The sequence below is a fragment of the Amycolatopsis sp. WQ 127309 genome, from assembly GCF_023023025.1.
Taxonomy (GTDB): domain Bacteria; phylum Actinomycetota; class Actinomycetes; order Mycobacteriales; family Pseudonocardiaceae; genus Amycolatopsis.
This window is the reverse complement of the sequence record NZ_CP095481.1, coordinates 9,493,191-9,512,212: the sequence shown is the minus strand read 5'-3', so window position 1 is coordinate 9,512,212 and position 19,022 is coordinate 9,493,191. Positions and strand designations below refer to the sequence as shown.

The following is a 19,022-nucleotide window of genomic DNA, read 5'->3' as shown; positions in this document are numbered from 1 at the left end:
CGACCGAAGGACGACATGACCAGCGACATCGGCATCATCGCCACCGGCTCCTACCTGCCCGACCGCGTCGTCACCAACGCCGAGATCGCCCCGGCGGCCGGCGTCGACGCCGCGTGGATCGAACGCAAGACCGGCATCCGCGAACGCCGGCACGCCGCCCCCGGCCAGGCCACGTCGAACCTCGCGGCGATCGCGGCCGACCGGGCGCTGCTCGCCGCCGGGCTGAGCCCGGCCGACGTCGACCACGTCGTCGTCGCCACCTCCACCCCGGACCACCCGCAGCCGGCGACGGCCAGCCTCGTGCAGCACCTGATCGGCGCCCGCTCGGCGAGCGCCGTCGACGTCAACGCCGTGTGCAGCGGCTTCGTCTACGCACTGGCGATGGCCCGGGGGCTCGTGCGCGACGGCGGGCACGCGCTGGTGATCGGCGCCGACGTCTACTCCCGCATCCTGGACGTGCGTGACCGCAAGACCGCGATCCTGTTCGGTGACGGTGCGGGGGCGGTCGTGCTCGGAGCGGTACCGGCGGGAGGGGGCGTCATCGGCACGCGGCTGCGCGGACACGGTGCCGACCACCGGCTCATCGGCGTGCGCGCGGGCGGCAGCCGGGTGCCCGCGTCGGTCCGCTCGGTGCTGGACGGCGAGCACTACTTCCGGATGGACGGGCGTGGCGTGCGCGAGTTCGTCAGCGGGCACGTCCCCGCAGCCATCGCCGGGACCCTGCGGGAAAGCGGGCTGCCCGCCACCGCCGTCGACCACCTCGTGCCGCACCAGGCCAACGGGGTGATGCTGCGCGAACTGGGGGAGGCGCTCGACCTCCCGAACGCGACCCTGCACCTGACCGTCGACCGGTTCGCCAACACCGGCGCGGCGTCGGTGCCCATCACGCTCGACGCCGCCCACCGCGCCGGTGCGCTCGACGTCGGCGATCTCGTGCTGCTGGCCGGGTTCGGCGGCGGGATGAACCTCGGCGTCGGCCTCTGCCGCTGGACGGCCGCGCCGCCGCGAAGCGGCACCGCCGTCCGGAACCACACCAGCGCCCTGTCCCACGGCTGAGAAAGGTCTGTCATGCCCGCGCTCCTTCCCCGCAGCGGACCGCCCCGGCTGCTCGCGGTGGCGACGCTGATCACGATGACCGGCTACGGCGTCTACCTGACGGCCGGCGTCCTGTACTTCACCCGGGCCGTCCACCTGCCCGCCGGTCAGGTCGGGGCCGGGCTGACGATCGCGGGCGCCGTGTCGCTCTCGGCCGGGATCCCGTTCGGGCACCTCGCCGACCGCCACGGCGCCCGCACGGTCTACGCGCTGACGCTGGTGCTCGGCGCGATCTCGATGGCGGGGTTGTGCTTCGCCGGCGGGTTCTGGTCGTTCGTCGTGTTCGCGAGCCTCGGCGCCGCGGCCCAGACGGCCGGGCCGGCCGCCCGCAGCCCGCTCGTCCAGGAGTACGGCGGCGAGCGGCCCGCCGAGTTCCGCGGTTACCTGCGGTCGGTGACCAACCTGGGCATCGCGTTCGGCGCGCTGCTGGCCGGCTGGGGCGTCGCCGCGGACACCCGCAACGCGTACCTGCTGCTCATCGCGGCCAGCGCGGTGTCCTACACCGCGAGCGTGGTCGTCGTGCTGTTCCTCCCGTCCGTGCCCCCGAAACCGGCGGGCACCGGCCCGCGCTGGGTGGCCCTGCGCGACCGGCCGTACCTCGTGCTCACGGTGCTGGACGGCGTGATGGCGATCCAGTACCGCGTGCTGACGGCGGCGGTCCCGCTCTGGCTGGTCAGCCGGACCACGGCGCCGAACTGGACGATCTCCGGCGTGATGATCGTGAACACCGCGATCGTCGTGTTCTTCCAGGTCCGAGCCAGCCGCCGGATCGACACGACCCACGCGGGCGCGGTGGCGTTCCGCCGCGCCGGCTTCGCGTTCTTCGCCGCCTGCGTCGCGATCGCCGCCATGGCGGGCGCGCCCACCTGGCTGGCCCTGGTCTTCCTGCTGGCGGCGGTGATCGTGCACACGATCGGCGAGATCTGGCAGGCGGCGGGCGGGTTCGAGCTGTCGTTCACGTTGGCCCCACCCCACGCGGTCGGCCAGTACCAGGGCCTGTTCGGCATGGGCCTGGGCCTGGGCGTGACGCTGGGCCCGGCGGTGCTGATCGCACTGTGCATCACGTGGGGCACCCCGGGCTGGTGGGTGGTGGGAGGCATCTTCGTGGTGACCGGCCTCGCGGTCCCACCGGTGGTCCGCTGGGCGGAGCGCGACCGAGCCCGCCGCGCGGTGGCCGAGCCGCAGGCAGCTTGACGCGTCAGGAGCCGGTGGCGAGCCGAGGGAACAGCACCTCCGCGGCCGTGCGGTCGACGTCCGGGAAGTGCTCGGCGCCTGGGCCCTCGTACGTGGTCAGGTTCCGGTCGAACCCTTCGCGCCATTCCTTGGGCGCGAAGGGGAAGTCGCTGCCGTAGAGGACGTGGCCCGGCTCGGCGAAGGCGTACAGGGACGGCAAGGCCGTCGGGGTGGCCGACAGCGCCGTGTCGAAGTAGAACTTCCGCAGCCCGGCCAGGATGCCGTCCGGGGTGGTGCCCGGGTTGAACATCGCCGCGCCGGTGAAGCGGTGCGCGGCGAACGGCAGGAAACCGCCCGCGTGCGAGAGGATGACGCGCAGGTCCGGGTGCCGGTCGAACACGCCGTGGGCCACCAGGTCGAGCGCGGCGCGCGTGGTGTCGAACGGGAAGTCCAGCAGCGGGCTCGGCAGGCCGTCGAGCCGCGCGATCGGCGGCTCGGCCGGGTGCACGAACACCACGGCGCGGCGCGCGGCCAGCTCCGTCCACAGTGGACCGTACGCCGGGTCGCCCAGGTAGCGGCCGCGGGCGTTGGACAGCAGGACGACGCCGTCGGCGTGCAGTTCGTCCAGTGCGCGCACGGCTTCGGCGACGGCGCCGTCGAAGTCCGGCAGCGGCAGCACGGCGAAGTGCCCGAAGCGGCCGGGGGCGTCCTTGACCAGCTCCGCCTGGAAGTCGTTGACCTCACGAGCGAGGTCGCGGGCCGCGGCGTCGTCGCCGAAGTGGACGCCCGGTGCGCTGATCGACAGCAGCCCGGTGGCGATGCCCGCGCCGTCCATCATCGCGGTCGCGGCGCCGGGGCTCCACGAGGGCATCGGCCACCCGCCCGCGGTCTCGCCGTTGTCCTCGAGCGCTTTCAGGTAGCGGGGAGGGAGCAGGTGCTGGTGTACGTCGATCCGGCCGGTCATGATGTCTAGCCTCCTAATAGCTAGGTTGCTAACTATTGCTTTGCTAGGCTAGCTCGCATGACGACGACCGGCAACTACCCGCCCACCGCCGCGGAGGTCGACGAGCTCGTGCAAGCGGCCGACACGGTGTTCTTCGCGATGCGGAAGGCCCGGTCGGCGGGGGCGGACCGGGACGGCGGGCTGTCGCTGCCGCAGCTCACGATGCTCGAGCCCCTGGCCGCCGAGCCGGAGCTGCCGGTCGGCCGGCTCGCGGCGGCCGCGGACGTCTCCATCCCGACGGCCACCCGGATGCTCCAGCAGCTGGAAGCCGCCGGGGTGGTGGTGCGCCGGCGCTCGGCCGAGGACGAGCGCAAGGTGCTGGTGGCGCTGACGGCGGAGGGCGGCGGACGGCTGACGCGGCTGGTCGCCCGCCGCCGGGAACGTCAGGCGGAGGCGTTCGCCGTCTTCACGCCCGCGGAGCGCGAACAGCTCGTCGCCCTGCTCCGGAAGCTCGCCCCGGTGATCGACGTCAACCTGGGTGGCCGGGACTGAGCAGGTAGGCCGGCGCCATGTCGGCGAAGCTTCGCCTCGCACGACCCCACGGACGCGAAGAATGTCTACATCGGCGGTTACGAACTCAACGGGCATCTCCCCGCGTTGTCGAGCATCATCCGTCTCTGAGGGTGACCGCGGTCACGCGGGGGCGGTGTCGAGAACGTCGTGTCGGCTCCGTCCCCGGGGCGAGAGCGGCCACGAGGGCCGCGCGACACGGGAGGACAGCATGACGATCCACCGGATGGACCACGTCGGCGTCGTGGTCGGGGACCTCGCGGCCGCCATCGCGTTCTTCGTCGAACTGGGCCTGGAATTGGAGGGCGAGGCGTCCGTCGAGGGCGACTGGGCGGACCGGCTCATCGGGCTGGACGGCGTCCGCACGGACATCGCCGTCGTGCGGACGCCGGACGGCCACGGCCGGGTCGAGTTGTCGACTTTCCGCTCGCCGGTGACCACGGCCACCGCGCCGCGGCCGTCGGTGGACGTCCCGGGCATCCCACGGCTCACGTTCGTCGTGGACGCCGTCGACGACGTCGTCGACCGCCTGCGCGGCCACGGCGCCGAGCTGATCGGCGAAGTGGTGCGGTACGAGGACTACTGCCGGTACTGCTACGTTCGCGGGCCCGAGGGCATCATCATCGGGCTGGTCGAAGAACTCGCCTGACGTAGATCCCCTGACCGGAAAGGACGTTTGCCATGGCCGTCGCCGCTGATCTCGACCGCGCCACCGACTCGGCGTGGGACTGGGTCGCCGAGCAGACCCGGGCGTACCTCGCCTCGGACGGAGCGGAGGGACACGAGTCGGACGGCGTGTTCACGCTCCTGCTCGCCACGACCGGCCGCCGGACGGGCGAGGCCCGCCGCACGTGCCTGATCTACGGCACCGCGGGGGACGACTTCGTCGTCGTCGCCTCGAAGGGCGGCGCCGACGACGATCCGGCGTGGTTGAAGAACCTCCAGGCGAACCCGAGCGTCGGCGTCCAGGTCGGCCCCCGTCGGTTCACCGCCCACGCCCGCGTCGCGACGCCGTCCGAGCGCGAGTCGTTGTGGCCGTTGATGACGCGCATCTTCCCGCTGTACGACGAGTACGCGCGGAAGACCGACCGCGTGATCCCGATCGTGCTGCTCACCCCGGTCGCCGGGTAACGCACCGGGAATCGCCTCGGTACTCGGGTTCGAGATCGAACTTCGCAGCGGGGCGATGAACGTCTTGCTCACCCCGCAGGGCTGAGCAGGCGGACCGGGAGGTGGGTGAGGCCCCGGATCAGGAGGCTCGGCTGCCAGCCGACCTCGGCGGGGTCTGTCGCCAGCTCCAGGTCCGGCAGGCGGTCCAGCAGGACCCGGAACGCGATTTCGCCCTCCAGCCGGGCCAATGCCGCGCCGAGGCAGTAGTGGATGCCGTGGCCGAAGGCCAGGCTGCCGCCTCGGGGGCGGTGCAGGTCCAGCTCGTCCGGGTGGTCGAACGCCGCCGGGTCGCGGTTGGCGGAGCCTATCGCCAGCAGCACCGTCTGGCCGGTGGGGATCGTCGTCCCGCCCAGGGTCACCGGTTCGGCGGCGAAGCGGACGGTCGCCGTGTTGACCGGGCTGTCCAGCCTCAGGAACTCCTCCACCGCGCCGGGCAGTGACGCCGGGGCGGCGCGCAGCCGCGCCCACTGGCCCGGGTCGCGCAGGGACGCCAGTGCGCCGTTGCCGATCAGGTTCACCGTCGTTTCGTGGCCGGCCACGAGCAGCAGCGAGGCCATCCCGGTGGCTTCCGCGTCCGACAGCTCGTCGCCGTGGTCGTCCGGGGCGATGATCGCCGACAGCATGGCGTCGTCGGGGTGGGCGCGCTTGTCCGCCACGAGCCGGACGAGGTACTCGCGCATCTCGGCCGACGCCGTCACGAACTGCTGGGGCGTGGCGGGCGACAGGATCGCGTGCGACCAGGTCCGGAAGTCGCCGCGCCGGTCGTCCGGTACCCCCAGGATCTCGCAGATCACGGTCATCGGCAGCGGAAAGGCCAGCGCGTCGATCAGGTCGACGGATGGCTCGCCCGCGGCCAGCCGGGCCGCGACGGCGTCGACCAGTTCGACGGCCAGCGCCTCGATCCGCGGGCGCAGTCTCGCGATGGCCTTGGCGGTGAACGCCTTGGTGACCAGCTTCCGCAGCCTCGTGTGCTTGGGCGGGTCGGAGTTGAGCATGTGGTCGTGGACGTCGAGGCCACTGAGGCCGGCCGCGGCGGCCGGCCCGAACAGCGTGGCGGCGTCCTTGACCAGCCGCGGGTCCGCGAGCGCGGCGCGCACGTCCTCGTACCGCGTGACCAGCCAGAACGGCGGCGCCCCCGGCGCCTGGGCCCGGGTCACCGGGCGCTGCTCGCGCAGGAGCGCGTAGACGGCGTGCGGATCGGCGGCGAACCGCTCGTCGAGCAGGACGACGTCGTCCGCGGTGCCGGGCACCGTGCGGAGCGGCGGTGAAGGTGTCGGCATGCGAAAGCTCTCCTTCGGACGATGTCGAAACCGCGGTTTCCCGGAAATCGCGCGCACCGAGTCCTGCTGGATATCTTCCTTCCTATCGTGCGTGCGCGTGAAGTCAAATACGAGGTGGGGACACTAATGAATCCCTTAGTCTCGTCCCGGTGACCGGAGACGATCTTGAAAACGCTTGCCCGGCGTGGTTAGGGTGAAATTCACCCGGCGATCGACGAGCACTGGACAGGTGGTTCCATGCAGTTCGGCGACAGCGCTGCTCCGTCCTCGATCGCCGTGATCGGCATTTCGCGCGGTGGCCGGCCGGCGCCGCTGGTGGACGACGCCCGGCGCGCGCTGGCGAACGCCGCGATCGTGCCCGGGGCGTGGGAAGGCTTTCCTGCCGGGGTTTTCGCGACGGCGCAAGCGGATTCGATCGCGGCCGGCCTGGGTGTCACGGGTCCCGTCGTGACGGCGGACGTCCCCTTCGCCGCGGTGGTCCACTTGGCTGCGCAGAGCATTCATTCGGGTGAATCCGCATCGGCGATCGCGGTATCCGTTTCTTCGACGGGCAGTGCGTATTTCGTCCTGAAATCGACGGCACGGGCTGTCGTGGACAGTGATCCGATCCATTGTGTTCTCGCCGGAAGTGCGCTAGGCCGGGTGGCGGTCGTGCGGCGCGCGTGCGAACGCGCCGGCGTGGACGTCGATGACATCCGGTTCGCGTGGCACGGTGAATTCCGCTCCGGCGAGACGTCGCTGGCCGATCTCGAGCGGCCGGTCGACGCCGACGACGCGGTGACGGCCCTGCTGGAACTGACGGGCCGGTTCGGCGGGGGAGAGGCCACCGCCGTACTGAGTTCCCGCGACCACGCCGGGAACCACGCCGTCCTGGTGCTGGCCGAACCGCCGGTGCGTCCCGTGCCGGTGCGCGACCCGTTCCCGGTCGTGCCGCTGCTGCTGTCGGCCGACAGCCCGGAAAGCCTGCGCGGCCAAGCCGAAACCCTGCGCGCCCACCTCGACCGCCCGGACTCGCCGGACCCGCTCGACGTCGCGCACACGCTGGCCCTCGCCCGGCCGCACCTGACGCACCGCGCGGTCGTGCTCGGCGCGGACCGGGCGGAGCTGACGACGGGACTGGCGGACCTGGCCGCCGGCCGCAGCGCGGTGACGCGGGCCGGGACCGGGCGCAAGGTCGCGTTGCTGTTCCCCGGCGAAGGCGGGCAGCGCCCGGGCATGGGCCGTGAGCTCTACCCGCGGCTCCCGGTGTTCGCCGCGGCTCTCGACGAGGTGTGCGAGCACCTGGACGCCGTGTCGGCCTGGTCGGTGCGCGACCTGCTGCTGGGTGACGCCGGCACCGCGGTCGCGCCCGAGGACGAGGCCTTGTACAGCCAGGACGCCCTGTTCGCGCTGCAGGTGGCGTTGTTCCGGCAGTTCGAGCACTGGGGCGTGCGCCCCGACTTCGTGGTGGGTCACTCGGTGGGGGAGCTGGCCGCGGCGACGGCCGCCGGGGTGTTCGCGCTGCCGGACGTCTGCGCGGTGCTCGCCGAGCGGATCCGGCTCTTCCGGGAGAAGACCACGGTCGGCGGCGCGATGGTCGCGCTGCGCGTCACCGAGGACGAGGCCCGCGAATCCCTGGCCGGGCTGGCGGACCAGGCCGCGATCTCGGCGGTCAACGCGCCGCAGTCGGTGGTCATCTCCGGCGACCGGGACGTCGTGCTGCGGATCGCCGGCGACTGGGAACGCCGCGGCCGCAAGGTCAAGCAGCTGGCCGTCGACCGGGCCTTCCACTCCCCGCACATGGCGCCGATGGCCGGCGACTTCGAGCGGTTCCTCCGCGGCCTGCCCACCCGGCCGCCGCGCATCCCGATCGTCCCAGTGCACCCCGGGCTCGGCACCGAGCCCGGCGTCGTGTGCCGCCCGGAGTACTGGGGCGCCCAGGTGCGCGGCACCGGGCACTTCCTCGGCTGCGTGCGGGCCCTGGCCGCGGCGGGCGTGGACACCTACCTGGACATGAGCGCCAACGGCGTGCTCGCCGCGCTGGTCGAGGAGACGCTGCCGGAGGCCGCGAGCGGCGACGTGCTCGTGACGTCGGCCCTGCGCGACGGCCGGTCCGAGCTGTACGCGGTGCTGGGCACCGCGGCCGAGCTGCACGGCCACGGCGTGCCGATCACGTGGTCCGAAGTGTTCGGCGGCGGGAGCGGGCGGCGCGTGCACTTGCCCACGGAGGTCGCCGAGCCCGCCGGCGCGACGCGCGTCGCGGACCTGCCCGCGCTCATCCGGGCCGAGGCCGAGTCGCTGATCGGCGCGGACTTCCGGGCGGACCGGACGTTCCTGGAGCTGGGCATGGACTCCGTCGCGGCGGTGGAGCTGGTCCGCAGGCTGCGCCGGCGCACCGGGCTGCCGATCGCCACGACCGCGCTGTTCGACCACCCGACCCCGGAGCGGCTGGCCGCGCACCTGGACGGCAGCACGCCCCGGCGGGCGGTCGTCGCGCCCCGGCGCACCGCGTCCGACGAGCCGATCGCCATCGTCGGGATGAGCTGCCGGTTCCCCGGCGGTGTGCAGAATCCGGACGACCTGTGGCAGGTGGTCGCCGACGGCCGGACGGTCCTCGGGCCGATGCCGGAGGACCGCGGGTGGGACGTCGCCGCGCTGTACGACCCCGAGCGGCGGCGGCCGGGCACCAGCTACGTGCGCGAAGGCGGCTTCCTGCACGACACCGCCGGGTTCGACAACGCGTTCTTCGGTATCGGCGGCCACGAAGCCCTCGAAATGGACCCGCAGCAACGGCTGCTGCTCGAACTGGCCTGGGAGGCGTTCGAGCGGGCGGGCATCGACCCGGCGACGCTGCGCGGCAGCGACACCGGTGTCTACGCGGGCGTGGCCCACGACGACTACGGCACCGGCCCCGGACACGGCGGTATCGGCACCCGGGAGAACCTCGCGATCGGGACCGTGTGCAGCGTCGCCTCCGGCCGGATCTCGTTCACCTTCGGCTTGCAGGGCCCCAACCTTTCCGTCGACACGGCGTGTTCGTCGTCGCTCGTCGGCGTGCACCTGGCCGCCACCGCGCTGCGCCGCGGCGAATGCTCGCTCGCGCTGGCCGGCGGCGTGGCCGTGCTGTCCTCACCCACCGTCTTCGTCGAGTTCAGCCGGCAGGGCGGGCTGGCGCCGGACGCGCGGGTGAAGCCGTTCGCCGACGGCGCCGACGGCACCGCGTGGGCCGAGGGCGGCGGCTTGTTCGTGCTGGAGCGGTATTCCGACGCCCGCCGCCACGGCCACCCGGTCCTCGCGCTGATCGCCGGCTCCGCCGTCAACTCCGACGGCGCGAGCAACGGCCTCACCGCGCCGAGCGGCACCGCCCAGGAGCGGCTGCTGGCCACCGCGCTCGCCGACGCCGGGCTGCGACCGTCCGATGTGGACGTCGTCGAGGCGCACGGCACGGGCACGAAGCTCGGCGACCCGATCGAGGCCGGGGCGCTGCTGGCGGCCTACGGCGCGCACCGCGCCCCGGACCGGCCGCTGCTGGTCGGCTCGCTCAAGTCCAACCTGGGCCACACCCAGGCCGCGGCCGGGGCGGCCGGCGTGATCAAGATGGTGCAGTCGATGCGCCACGGCACGGTCCCGGCGACGCTCAACGTCGACCGGCCCAGCGAGCACGTCGACTGGACGGGTGGCCTGCACCTGGTCACCGAGGCGACCCCGTGGCCCGAGGGCGCCGTCCGGCGCGCGGGCGTCTCGTCGTTCGGCATCGGCGGCACCAACGCGCACGTGATCCTGCAGCAACCCCCGGCACAGCCTGACGTGCCGCGCCTGACCATGAGCGCCGTCACTCCACTGTGGACGATCTCGGCCGGGTCGCCGGACGCCCTGCGCGCGCAGGCCGCCCGGCTGGCCGCGCACTGCGCCGCTCACCCCGAACTGGCCGACCACGACCTCGGGTTCTCCCTCGCGACGACCCGCGCCGCGCTGACCCACCGGGCGGTGCTGACCGGCCGGGAAGCACTGACGGCGCTGGCGGCCGGGAAGACCGATCCCGGGCTCACCACGGGCGTCGTCGGCGAGGGCGGCCTGGCCTTCCTGTTCGCCGGGCAGGGCAGCCAGCGCGCCGGGATGGGCCGGCACCTGCACGAGTGGTACCCGGCTTTCGCGCGGGCCTTCGACGAGGTGTGCGCCGAACTGGACCTCCCGCTGCGGGACGTCGTGTTCGGCGCGGACCAGGACACCCTGGACCGGACGGAGTTTGCGCAGCCCGCGCTGTTCGCGGTCGAGGTCGCGCTGTTCCGGCTGCTGGAGCACTGGGGCATCCGGCCGGACCTGCTGCTCGGGCACTCGGTCGGCGAGCTGGCGGCCGCGCACGTCGCGGGCGTGCTGTCCCTGCCCGACGCGGGCCGGCTGGTCGCCGCGCGGGGGAGACTGATGCAGGCTTTGCCCGCGCGGGGCGCCATGTACGCGGTGGCCGCCACGGCGGACGAAGTCGGCGAGCTGCCCGCGGAAGTGTCACTGGCCGCGGTCAACGGCCCCCGCTCGGTGGTGCTGTCCGGCAGCGCCGACGCCGTCACCGCGGTGGCCGAGCGGTTCCGCGCGCAGGGCCGCCGCACCAAGCGGCTGCGCGTCAGCCACGCGTTCCACTCCGCGCTGATGGAGCCGATGCTCGACGGCTTCCGGGCCGTCGCGAAGAGCCTGGACTACCGGCCGCCCCGGATCCCTGTCGTGTCGGACCTGACCGGCCGCGTGGCCACCGACGAGCAGCTCTGCTCACCGGACTACTGGGTCGACCACGTGCGCGGCACGGTCCGCTTCGCCGACGGCGTCCGCACGCTCGCCGAGCAGGGCGTCACCACGTTCCTGGAGATCGGCCCGGCAACGACGCTGACGGACATGGCCGCGGACTGCTTGGACGACGTCGTGGACACGGCCGTACTGCCCACGGACGACGTGCTCGCCGCGGTCGCCGCGCTGCACGTGCGCGGCCACGGGCCGGACTGGGCGAAGTGGTACGCCGGGAGCGGCGCGCGGCCGGTGCCGTTGCCCACGTACGCCTTCCAGCGCAAACGGTTCTGGCTCCTGCCCGAATGGGCGCCGGAGCAGAACCGGGCCGACGCGGAGTTCTGGGCCGCCGTCGCGAGCGAAGACCCCCGCCGGTTCGGCGGCCTGCTGGGCACCGACCTGGACGTCGCCGGCCTGCTGCCCGCGCTGGCGCGCTGGCGGCGCGAGCACGACCAGGACACCGAAGCGGACCGGCTGCGGTACCGGATCGGCTGGCAGCCGGTCACCGGCCACGACGCCGCGAAACGCGACTGGGTCGTCGTCCACTCCGCCGACCGGCCGGTACCCGAGCCGATCCTCGCGGCGCTCGGCGGTACGGCGCTGGCCGTCGACGCCGACGCCGGTCGCGCGGAGATCGCCGGACTCCTCCGGGACGTCGAACCCGGCGACGGCCTGGTTTCCCTGCTGGCCCTGGACGAACGGCCGCACCCGGCCGGGGTGCCCGCCGGGCTCGCGCTGACCACCGCGCTCGTCCAGGCCGCCGGGGACGTCGACCTCGACGTCCCGTTGTGGTGCGTGACGCAGGCGGCGGTGTCCACCGGCGCCGGCGACCGGCTCGGCGCGCCCGTGCAGGCCATGGTGTGGGGCCTCGGCCGCGTCGCGGCCCTGGAACACCCGCGGCGCTGGGGCGGGCTGGTGGACGTGCCGTCCACAGTGGACCACGCCGTCGCCGAGCGGCTGGCGGGCGTGCTGTCCGGCACCGAGGACCAGGTCGCCGTGCGCGCCTCCGGGGTGTTCGCCCGGCGGCTGCTGCGCGCCCCCGCCGCCGGCACCCCGGCCGGACGTGCCTGGCCGCGGCACGGCACCACCCTGATCACCGGCGCTTTCGGCGCACTGGGCCGGCACCTGGCCCGCCGGCTGGCCGCCGAAGGCGTGCAGCGGTTGCTGCTGACGGGAAGGCACGTCGACGACCCCGCGTTCGTCGCGGAGCTGACCGCGCTCGGCGCCGAGGTCGACGCGGTCGCCTGCGACGTCGCCGATCGCCAGGCCGTCGCGGACCTCCTCGCCGCGATCCCCGCCGACCGGCCGCTGACCGCGGTCGCCCACGCGGCCGGCGTGCTCGACGACGGCGTCATCGACGCCCTGGACCCCGACCGGCTCGCCCGCGTCCTGCGCGCCAAGGCCGACGGCGCCCGTCACCTGCACGAACTCACCGACGGCCTCGACGCCTTCCTGCTGTTCTCCTCCGCGACCGGGGCCGTCGGCAACGCCGGCCAGGCCAACTACGCGGCGGCCAACAGCTACCTCGACGCGCTGGCCGAGCAGCGCCGCGCCGACGGCCTCGCGGCCACCGCGCTGGCCTGGGGCCCGTGGGGCGACGGCGGCATGGCGGACGCGGCGGCCGTCGGCAGCCGGTTGCGCCGCGGCGGCATGACCGTGCTCGACCCCGGCGTGGCCGTCGCCGCACTGGCCACGGCCTACGCCCGCGACGAGTCCGGTCTGGTGCTCGCCGACGTCGACTGGGAGCGCTTCGGCACGGTCTTCGCCACGACCCGGCCCAGTCCGCTGCTGGCGGAGCTGCCGGAAGCCTGCCGGAGTGCCGCCGAACCGCCGGAAGAGGCCCCCACGCTCCGGCTGACCGGGCTCTCGGCGGCCCAGCGCCGCCGGGAGCTGCGCGACCTGGTCTGCCGGCACACCGCGCTGATCCTCGGGCACGACTCCGCCGCGCAGATCCAGCCCGGCCGCCCCTTCCACGAGCAGGGCCTCAGCTCCCTGGGCGTCGTCGAGCTGCGCAACCAGCTCGGCGCGCGGACCGGGCTGCGGGTGCCCGCGAACGCGTTCTTCGACCACCCCACGCCGCTCGCACTGGCCGGCTACCTGGAAGCGGGCCTCGCCGACGATCCGGCACCGGCGGCCACCGAGCCCACCGAGTCCGCAGCGGACGTGCTCAGCCGGGCCGAACGGGAAGTCTTGCTGGCACAGGAGGATCTCATCGATGGCTGACGACAACGCGGTGCTCGCCACGCTGAACCGGGTGACCACCGCCCTGCGGGACACCCGGGAACGGCTGCGCGTGACGCAGGCGCGGGCACGCGAACCGATCGCCGTCGTCGGGCTGGGCTGCCGGTTCCCGGGCGGGGTAGCCGACCCAGAGGCCTTATGGCGGCTAGTCGAGGGCGGCCACGACGCCGTCACGGCGTTCCCCGCCGACCGCGGCTGGCCGGCCGACCTCACCGGCGCGGGCGGTTTCCTCTCCGACCCGGCGTGGTTCGACGCCGCGTTCTTCGGCATCGGCCCGCGCGAGGCCCAGGGCATGGACCCGCAGCAGCGGCTGCTGCTGGAGATCTCCTGGGAGGCGCTGGAGCGCGCGGGGATCGACCCGGCCTCGCTGCGCGGCTCCCGCACCGGCGTCTTCGCCGGCACCAGCGACCAGGACTACCGCCAGCTGCTGATGGCCCACCTCGACGACCACCCCGATCACCTGGCCACCGGCACCTCGGCGAGCGTGCTGTCCGGGCGGATCGCCTACCTGCTCGGCCTGGAAGGGCCCGCGGTCTCGGTCGACACCGCGTGCTCGTCGTCACTGGTGGCCCTGCACCTGGCCGTGCGCGCGCTGCGGGCGGGGGAGTGCGACCTCGCGCTGGCCGGCGGCGCGCTGGTGATGGCCACCCCCGGCATCTACCGCGCCTTCGAGCACCAGAGCGCGCTCGCCGCCGACGGCCGCTGCAAGGCGTTCGCCGACACCGCGGACGGCGTCGGCTGGGGTGAAGGCGCCGGCGTCGTCGTGGTGGAACGGCTTTCCGACGCCCTCGAGCACGGCCACCCGGTCCTCGCCGTCGTCCGCGGCACCGCGGTCAACTCCGACGGCGCGTCCAACGGCCTGACCGCGCCCAACGGCTTGGCCCAGCAGCGGGTCCTGCGCGCCGCGCTGGCCGACGCCGGGCTGCGGCCGTCCGATGTGGACGTCGTCGAGGCACACGGCACGGGCACGAAACTCGGCGACCCCGTCGAGGTCGCGGCCCTGCAGGCCGTCTACGGCCGCGACCGGGACCGCCCGCTGGCCATCGGCTCGATCAAGTCCAACATCGGGCACAGCCAGGCCGCGGCCGGCGCCGCCGCGCTGCTCAAGGTCGTCCTCGCGCTGCGCCACCGGACCCAGCCCGCGACGCTGCACGCGGACCCGCCGTCGTCCCAGGTGGACTGGACCGGCGGCGGTGTCGAGGTGCTCACCGAGAACCGGCCCTGGCCGGCGGACGGCGACCGGCCGCGCCGGGCCGGGGTGTCCGCGTTCGGCATCAGCGGCACCAACGCGCACGTCGTCGTCGAAGAAGCACCGGCTCGCACCGAGACTTCCCCCGCGAACGCGGCGCAGCTGCCGTGGGTGCTCTCCGCGCGTTCCGAGTCCGCGCTGCGGGCCCGGGCCGGGCAGCTGGCGTCCCAAGTGGACGGCCGGGACCCGGTCGCCGTGACCCACGCGCTGATCACCACGCGCAGCACGTTCGAGCACCGCGCCGTCGTGCTCGACGACGACCCCGCGACCGCGCTCGACGCGGTGAGCCACGACGCCACCGTGCCCGGCCTGGTCCGCGGCACCGCGGACCTGACCGGCAAGGTCGTGTTCGTCTTCCCCGGCCAGGGCGGCCAGTGGGCGGGCATGGCCGCGGACCTCCTGGAGAGCGCGCCGGTGTTCCGGGAGCAGCTCGAACGCTGCGCCGTCGCCCTCGCCCCGCACACGGACTGGGACCTCCTGGACGTCCTGCGCCAGGCCCCGGACGCGCCGTCACTGGACCGCGTCGACGTCGTCCAGCCCGCGTTGTTCGCGGTGATGGTCTCCCTGGCCGCCCTCTGGCGCGCCTCGGGGATCGAACCGGACGCCGTCGTCGGGCACAGCCAGGGCGAGATCGCCGCCGCGCACGTCGCGGGCGCGCTGTCGCTGGAGGACGCCGCGCTCGTCGTCAGCCGCCGCGCGAAGGCGCTGACCGCGCTGTCCGGCCTCGGCGGCATGGCCTCGGTCGAGCGGCCCGCCGAAAGCCTGCGCCTGGACGACCGGCTGGCGATCGCCGCGGTCAACGGGCCGGAGTCCGTGGTGGTCGCCGGGGACACCACCGCGCTCGACGACCTGGTCGCCGAGCTGACCGCGGCCGGCGTCAAGGCGCGACGGCTCGGCGTCGACTACGCCTCCCACTCGCCCGCGGTCGAACGCGTCCGCGACCGCGTGCTCGCCGACCTCGCCCCGATCTCGCCGCGGGCCGCGGAGATCCCGTTCCACTCCGCGGTGACCGCGACCGTGCTCACCGGCACGGAGCTCGACGCCGAATACTGGTACGACAACCTGCGCAAACCGGTGCGCTTCGCCGAAGCGCTCGCCGGGCTCCCGGCGCCGGAGCACACGTTCTTCGCCGAGATCAGCCCGCACCCCGTGCTCGTCCCCGCGGTACTGGCGGCGGTCGGCGACGACGCCGTCGTCACCGGGACGCTGCGTCGCGGCGAAAGCGGCCGGGACGCGTTCTTCGCCGCACTCGCCCAGGTGTACGTGCGCGGCCTCCGTCCGAAGTGGACGGATCTGGCCGAACCCGGCCGGCCCGCGTTCGCCGAGCTGCCGACCTACCCGTTCGAACGCAAGCGCTTCTGGCTGGCGCCGAAGGAGACCCGCAGCAGCGCGCACCCGGTCCTCGACGCGCCGGTCGAGCTCGCCGACACCGGCGAACTCGTGCTGACCGGCCGGCTCTCGTCGGCGGAGACGCCGTGGCTGGCCGACCACCAGGTCCTGGACGCCGTGATCCTGCCCGGCACCGCCTGGCTCGAACTCGCCCTGCACGCCGGGGCGGCCGCGCAGTGCCCGGTCGTCAAGGAACTCACCCTCGAACGGCCGCTGGTCCTGCCGAACGACACCACGGTCGCCGTCCAGCTGCGCGTCGGCGCGCCGGACGCGGCCGGGCAGCGCGACCTGCACCTGTACGCGAAGGCCGACGGCGCGAAGTGGGAGCGCCACGGCGAAGGGCTCCTCGGCCGGCAGCCGGCGGACCCCGAGCCGATCGGCGTCTGGCCACCCGAAGGCGCGGAACTCGTTTCGCACAGCGGTCACTACGCGACGCTCGTCGAGCGCGGCCTGCGGTACGGGCCCGCGTTCCAGGGCCTGCGCGCGGTCTGGCGGCGCGGTGACGACGTCTTCGCCGAGGTGGCCTGCCCGGTCGACACGCGCGGGTTCGCCGTCCACCCGGCCCTGCTCGACGCCGCCCTGCACGCGCTCGGGTTCGGCACCGGCGGCCCGGTGGCCGACGGGCCGATGCTGCCGTTCAGCTGGACCGAGGTGACCGCGCACGCCACGCGCCCGGCCGCGCTGCGGGTCCGCCTGCGCGGCGGGGTGGGCGGCTCGGTGCGCCTCGACGTCGCCGACGGCGAAGGCGCGCCGGTGCTCTCGGTGGGCTCCCTGGTGCTGCGCCCGGCCACCGCGCGCGGCGACGTCCCCCGCGACGCGCTCTTCCGGACCAAGTGGGTCGAGGTGCCCGCCACGGGCAACACGGCGCCGGGCGGCATCGTCGCCGTCGGCCTGGACACCGGCCGGTTCCCCGCGTTCGCCGACCTGAACGCCCTGCGGGCCGCCGTCACGGCCGGGCAGCCGGTGCCGAGCGCGGTGCTCGTCGGCGGGTCCGGCGACTCGGTGCGGGAGGCCACGCACCGGGCGCTGGCCCTCGTGCAGTGGTGGCAGGTCTTCCCGGAGTTCGCCGCCGCGAAACTGGTGTTCCTGACCTCGGGCGCGGTCGCGGCCCGCGGCGGTGACGACGTCGCGGACCTGGCCGGCGCGGCCGTGACCGGCCTGGTCCGCTCGGCCCAGACGGAAGAACCCGGCCGGTTCGTGCTGCTGGACGCCGCCGACGTCACGCCGTTGACGGTGGCCGCCGCGCTGGGCACCGGCGAGCCCGAACTCGCACTGCGTGGGGGAGTGCTGCTCGCGCGCCGGCTGGTGCGCGCCTTCGCCCCCGCGCCCACGCCGTTCGCCGACACCGAGGACGTCGTGCTGATCACCGGCGGCACCGGCACCCTCGGCGGGCTCCTCGCCCGGCACCTGGTCACCGGGCACGGCGTGCGCCGGCTGGTACTGGCCGGCCGGCGCGGCCACGCGCCCGACCTGGTCGACGACCTCGCCGAGCTGGGCGCGACGGCCGCCGTCGCCGCCTGCGACGTCGCCGACCCCGCGCAGCTGCAACGGCTGCTCGACGAGCACCGGCCGACGATCATCGTGCACGCGGCCGGGACACTCGACGACGGCGTGCTGCCGGCCATGACCCCGGCACGCCTCGACGCGGTCCTGCGGCCGAAGGCCGACGCGGCCCTCCTGCTCCACGAACTGACGAAAGACCGGCCGCTCAAGGCGTTCGTGCTGTTCTCGTCGGCCGCCGCGACCGCGGGCAGTGCCGGTCAGGCGAACTACGCCGCCGCCAACGCCGTCCTCGACGCGCTGGCCCACCGGCGGCGCGCGCTCGGCCTGCCCGCGATCTCCCTGGCGTGGGGCCTGTGGGCGGAGCGCAGCGACCTGACCCGCCACCTCGCGCCGTCACCGGATGCCTTGTCCACCAAGGAAGCGCTCGCCCTGTTCGACGCCGCCGTGTCGCTCGGCGACCCGGTGCTGGTGCCCGCCCGGTTCACCCTGGACGGCGCCGTCGACCGGCCGCTGCTGCGGGAGCTGGTCGAGCGGCCCGACACCCCGGACGACGACCTGCGCCACCGGCTGGACCGCCTCGGCGGCCCGGACCGGGAGCGGGCGCTGGTCGACCTCGTGCTGACGACGGTCGCGGGCACCCTCGGCCACGACGGCACCGGCGACCTCCGCCCGAACGCCGGTTTCCTCGAAGTGGGCGTCGACTCGCTGGCGGCGGTCCGGATCCGCAACCGGCTGGCCGGGGTGCTGCGGCTGCGGCTGCGCGCGACGGTGACCTTCGACCACCCGAGCCCGGTGGTGCTGGCCCGGCACCTGGCCGAGCTGCTGGCCACCGGCGCCGAGGACGTCATCGACGAGGAAGGCGCGCGGATGCGCGAGTCGGTGCTGAGCACCCGGGACACCGAGTGGCAGGAGACCCGCCGGTTCGTCACGTCGCTGTCGGAGGTGTCGCAACCGCCGCAACCGGTCCGGCTCGCCACCGGCTCCCGGCACCCGGCGCTGGTGTGCGTGCCGGGCATCGTCGGCATGTCCGACCCGGTGCAGTTCGCGCGCCTGGCCAAGTCCTTCCAGGGCGACCGGGACGTCTGGGCGGTGCGCCACCCCGGCTACCGCCGCGCCGAGCCGTTGCCGAAGAGCCGGGACCTGCTGCTGGACCTGCACGCCGCCGGGCTGCGCGCCGAACTGGGGGACGAGCCGTTCGTGCTGGCCGGGCTGTCCGCCGGCGGCCTGGTCGCCTACCAGATCGCCCGGCGGCTGCGGGAGCAGGGCAGCCCGCCCGCCGGGGTGGTGGTGCTGGACAGCTACGTCCCCAGCGAGCACCAGCGGCTGGTCCGCCTGCTGCCCGGGCTCGGCGAGGAAGCCCAGGCCCGGATGGACAACCCGAACCACGCGGTGCCCGGCGACGACGGCTGGATCACCGCGATGCTGCACTACCAGGAATTCGACTGGACACCGGAAGAACTGCCGATTCCCGTGCTGTTCGTGCGCGCGGCCGAACCGCTGGAGGGCTGGCCCGCTGATTGGGAACCCGAATGGCCCTTCGAGCACACCCTCGCCGTGGCGCCCGGCAACCATTTCACCATGCTGGAAGCCCACGCCGCGGACACCGCCGGGCTGATCGACGGCTGGATGCGCGAATCCCTGGAATGACCGCGGGTAA

Annotated in this window: 9 protein-coding genes; 7 read left to right on the top strand and 2 right to left on the bottom strand. The window is 74.4% G+C overall.

Annotated elements, in window-relative coordinates; all coding sequences use genetic code 11:
• The first annotated feature begins 15 nt into the window (after nucleotides 1–15).
• The gene (locus MUY22_RS42065; RefSeq protein WP_247052884.1) at nucleotides 16–1,056 is read left to right on the top strand and encodes a 3-oxoacyl-ACP synthase III family protein; all 1,041 of its coding nucleotides are present in this window, start codon (nucleotides 16–18) and stop codon (nucleotides 1,054–1,056) included.
• A 12-nt stretch (nucleotides 1,057–1,068) separates the two neighbouring features.
• Nucleotides 1,069–2,289, top strand: a complete 1,221-nt coding sequence (locus MUY22_RS42060; RefSeq protein WP_247052882.1) for an MFS transporter — start codon at nucleotides 1,069–1,071, stop codon at nucleotides 2,287–2,289.
• Nucleotides 2,290–2,293: 4 nt separating this feature from the next.
• Here MUY22_RS42060 and MUY22_RS42055 read toward each other — a convergent pair whose 3' ends face one another.
• Nucleotides 2,294–3,232, bottom strand: a complete 939-nt coding sequence (locus tag MUY22_RS42055; protein WP_247052880.1) for an amidohydrolase family protein — start codon at nucleotides 3,230–3,232, stop codon at nucleotides 2,294–2,296.
• Between the two features lie 57 nt (nucleotides 3,233–3,289).
• On the opposite strand from MUY22_RS42055, the gene MUY22_RS42050 reads away from it, so the two are divergent.
• The 3 genes from MUY22_RS42050 to MUY22_RS42040 all read left to right on the top strand — a co-directional run bounded on the left by MUY22_RS42050 (nucleotide 3,290) and on the right by MUY22_RS42040 (nucleotide 4,912).
• The gene (locus tag MUY22_RS42050; protein WP_247052878.1) at nucleotides 3,290–3,763 is read left to right on the top strand and encodes a MarR family winged helix-turn-helix transcriptional regulator; all 474 of its coding nucleotides are present in this window, start codon (nucleotides 3,290–3,292) and stop codon (nucleotides 3,761–3,763) included.
• Between the two features lie 229 nt (nucleotides 3,764–3,992).
• Entirely contained in the window at nucleotides 3,993–4,430 is a 438-nt protein-coding gene (locus MUY22_RS42045; RefSeq protein WP_247052875.1) for a VOC family protein, read from the top strand.
• 32 nt (nucleotides 4,431–4,462) lie between these two features.
• Nucleotides 4,463–4,912 (top strand): nitroreductase family deazaflavin-dependent oxidoreductase, encoded by a 450-nt coding sequence (locus tag MUY22_RS42040; RefSeq protein ID WP_247052873.1) that lies wholly within the window; start codon nucleotides 4,463–4,465, stop codon nucleotides 4,910–4,912.
• 68 nt (nucleotides 4,913–4,980) lie between these two features.
• Here MUY22_RS42040 and MUY22_RS42035 read toward each other — a convergent pair whose 3' ends face one another.
• Nucleotides 4,981–6,231, bottom strand: a complete 1,251-nt coding sequence (locus MUY22_RS42035) for a cytochrome P450 (RefSeq protein WP_247052872.1) — start codon at nucleotides 6,229–6,231, stop codon at nucleotides 4,981–4,983.
• A 237-nt stretch (nucleotides 6,232–6,468) separates the two neighbouring features.
• On the opposite strand from MUY22_RS42035, the gene MUY22_RS42030 reads away from it, so the two are divergent.
• Nucleotides 6,469–13,206 carry a type I polyketide synthase gene (locus MUY22_RS42030; protein ID WP_247052870.1) on the top strand — a complete coding sequence of 2,246 codons (6,738 nt, stop codon included), beginning with the start codon at nucleotides 6,469–6,471 and terminating at the stop codon, nucleotides 13,204–13,206.
• Nucleotides 13,199–19,012 (top strand): type I polyketide synthase, encoded by a 5,814-nt coding sequence (locus tag MUY22_RS42025; protein ID WP_247052868.1) that lies wholly within the window; start codon nucleotides 13,199–13,201, stop codon nucleotides 19,010–19,012. Before MUY22_RS42030 ends, MUY22_RS42025 begins: the two co-directional genes overlap by 8 nt.
• Nucleotides 19,013–19,022 lie beyond the last annotated feature (10 nt).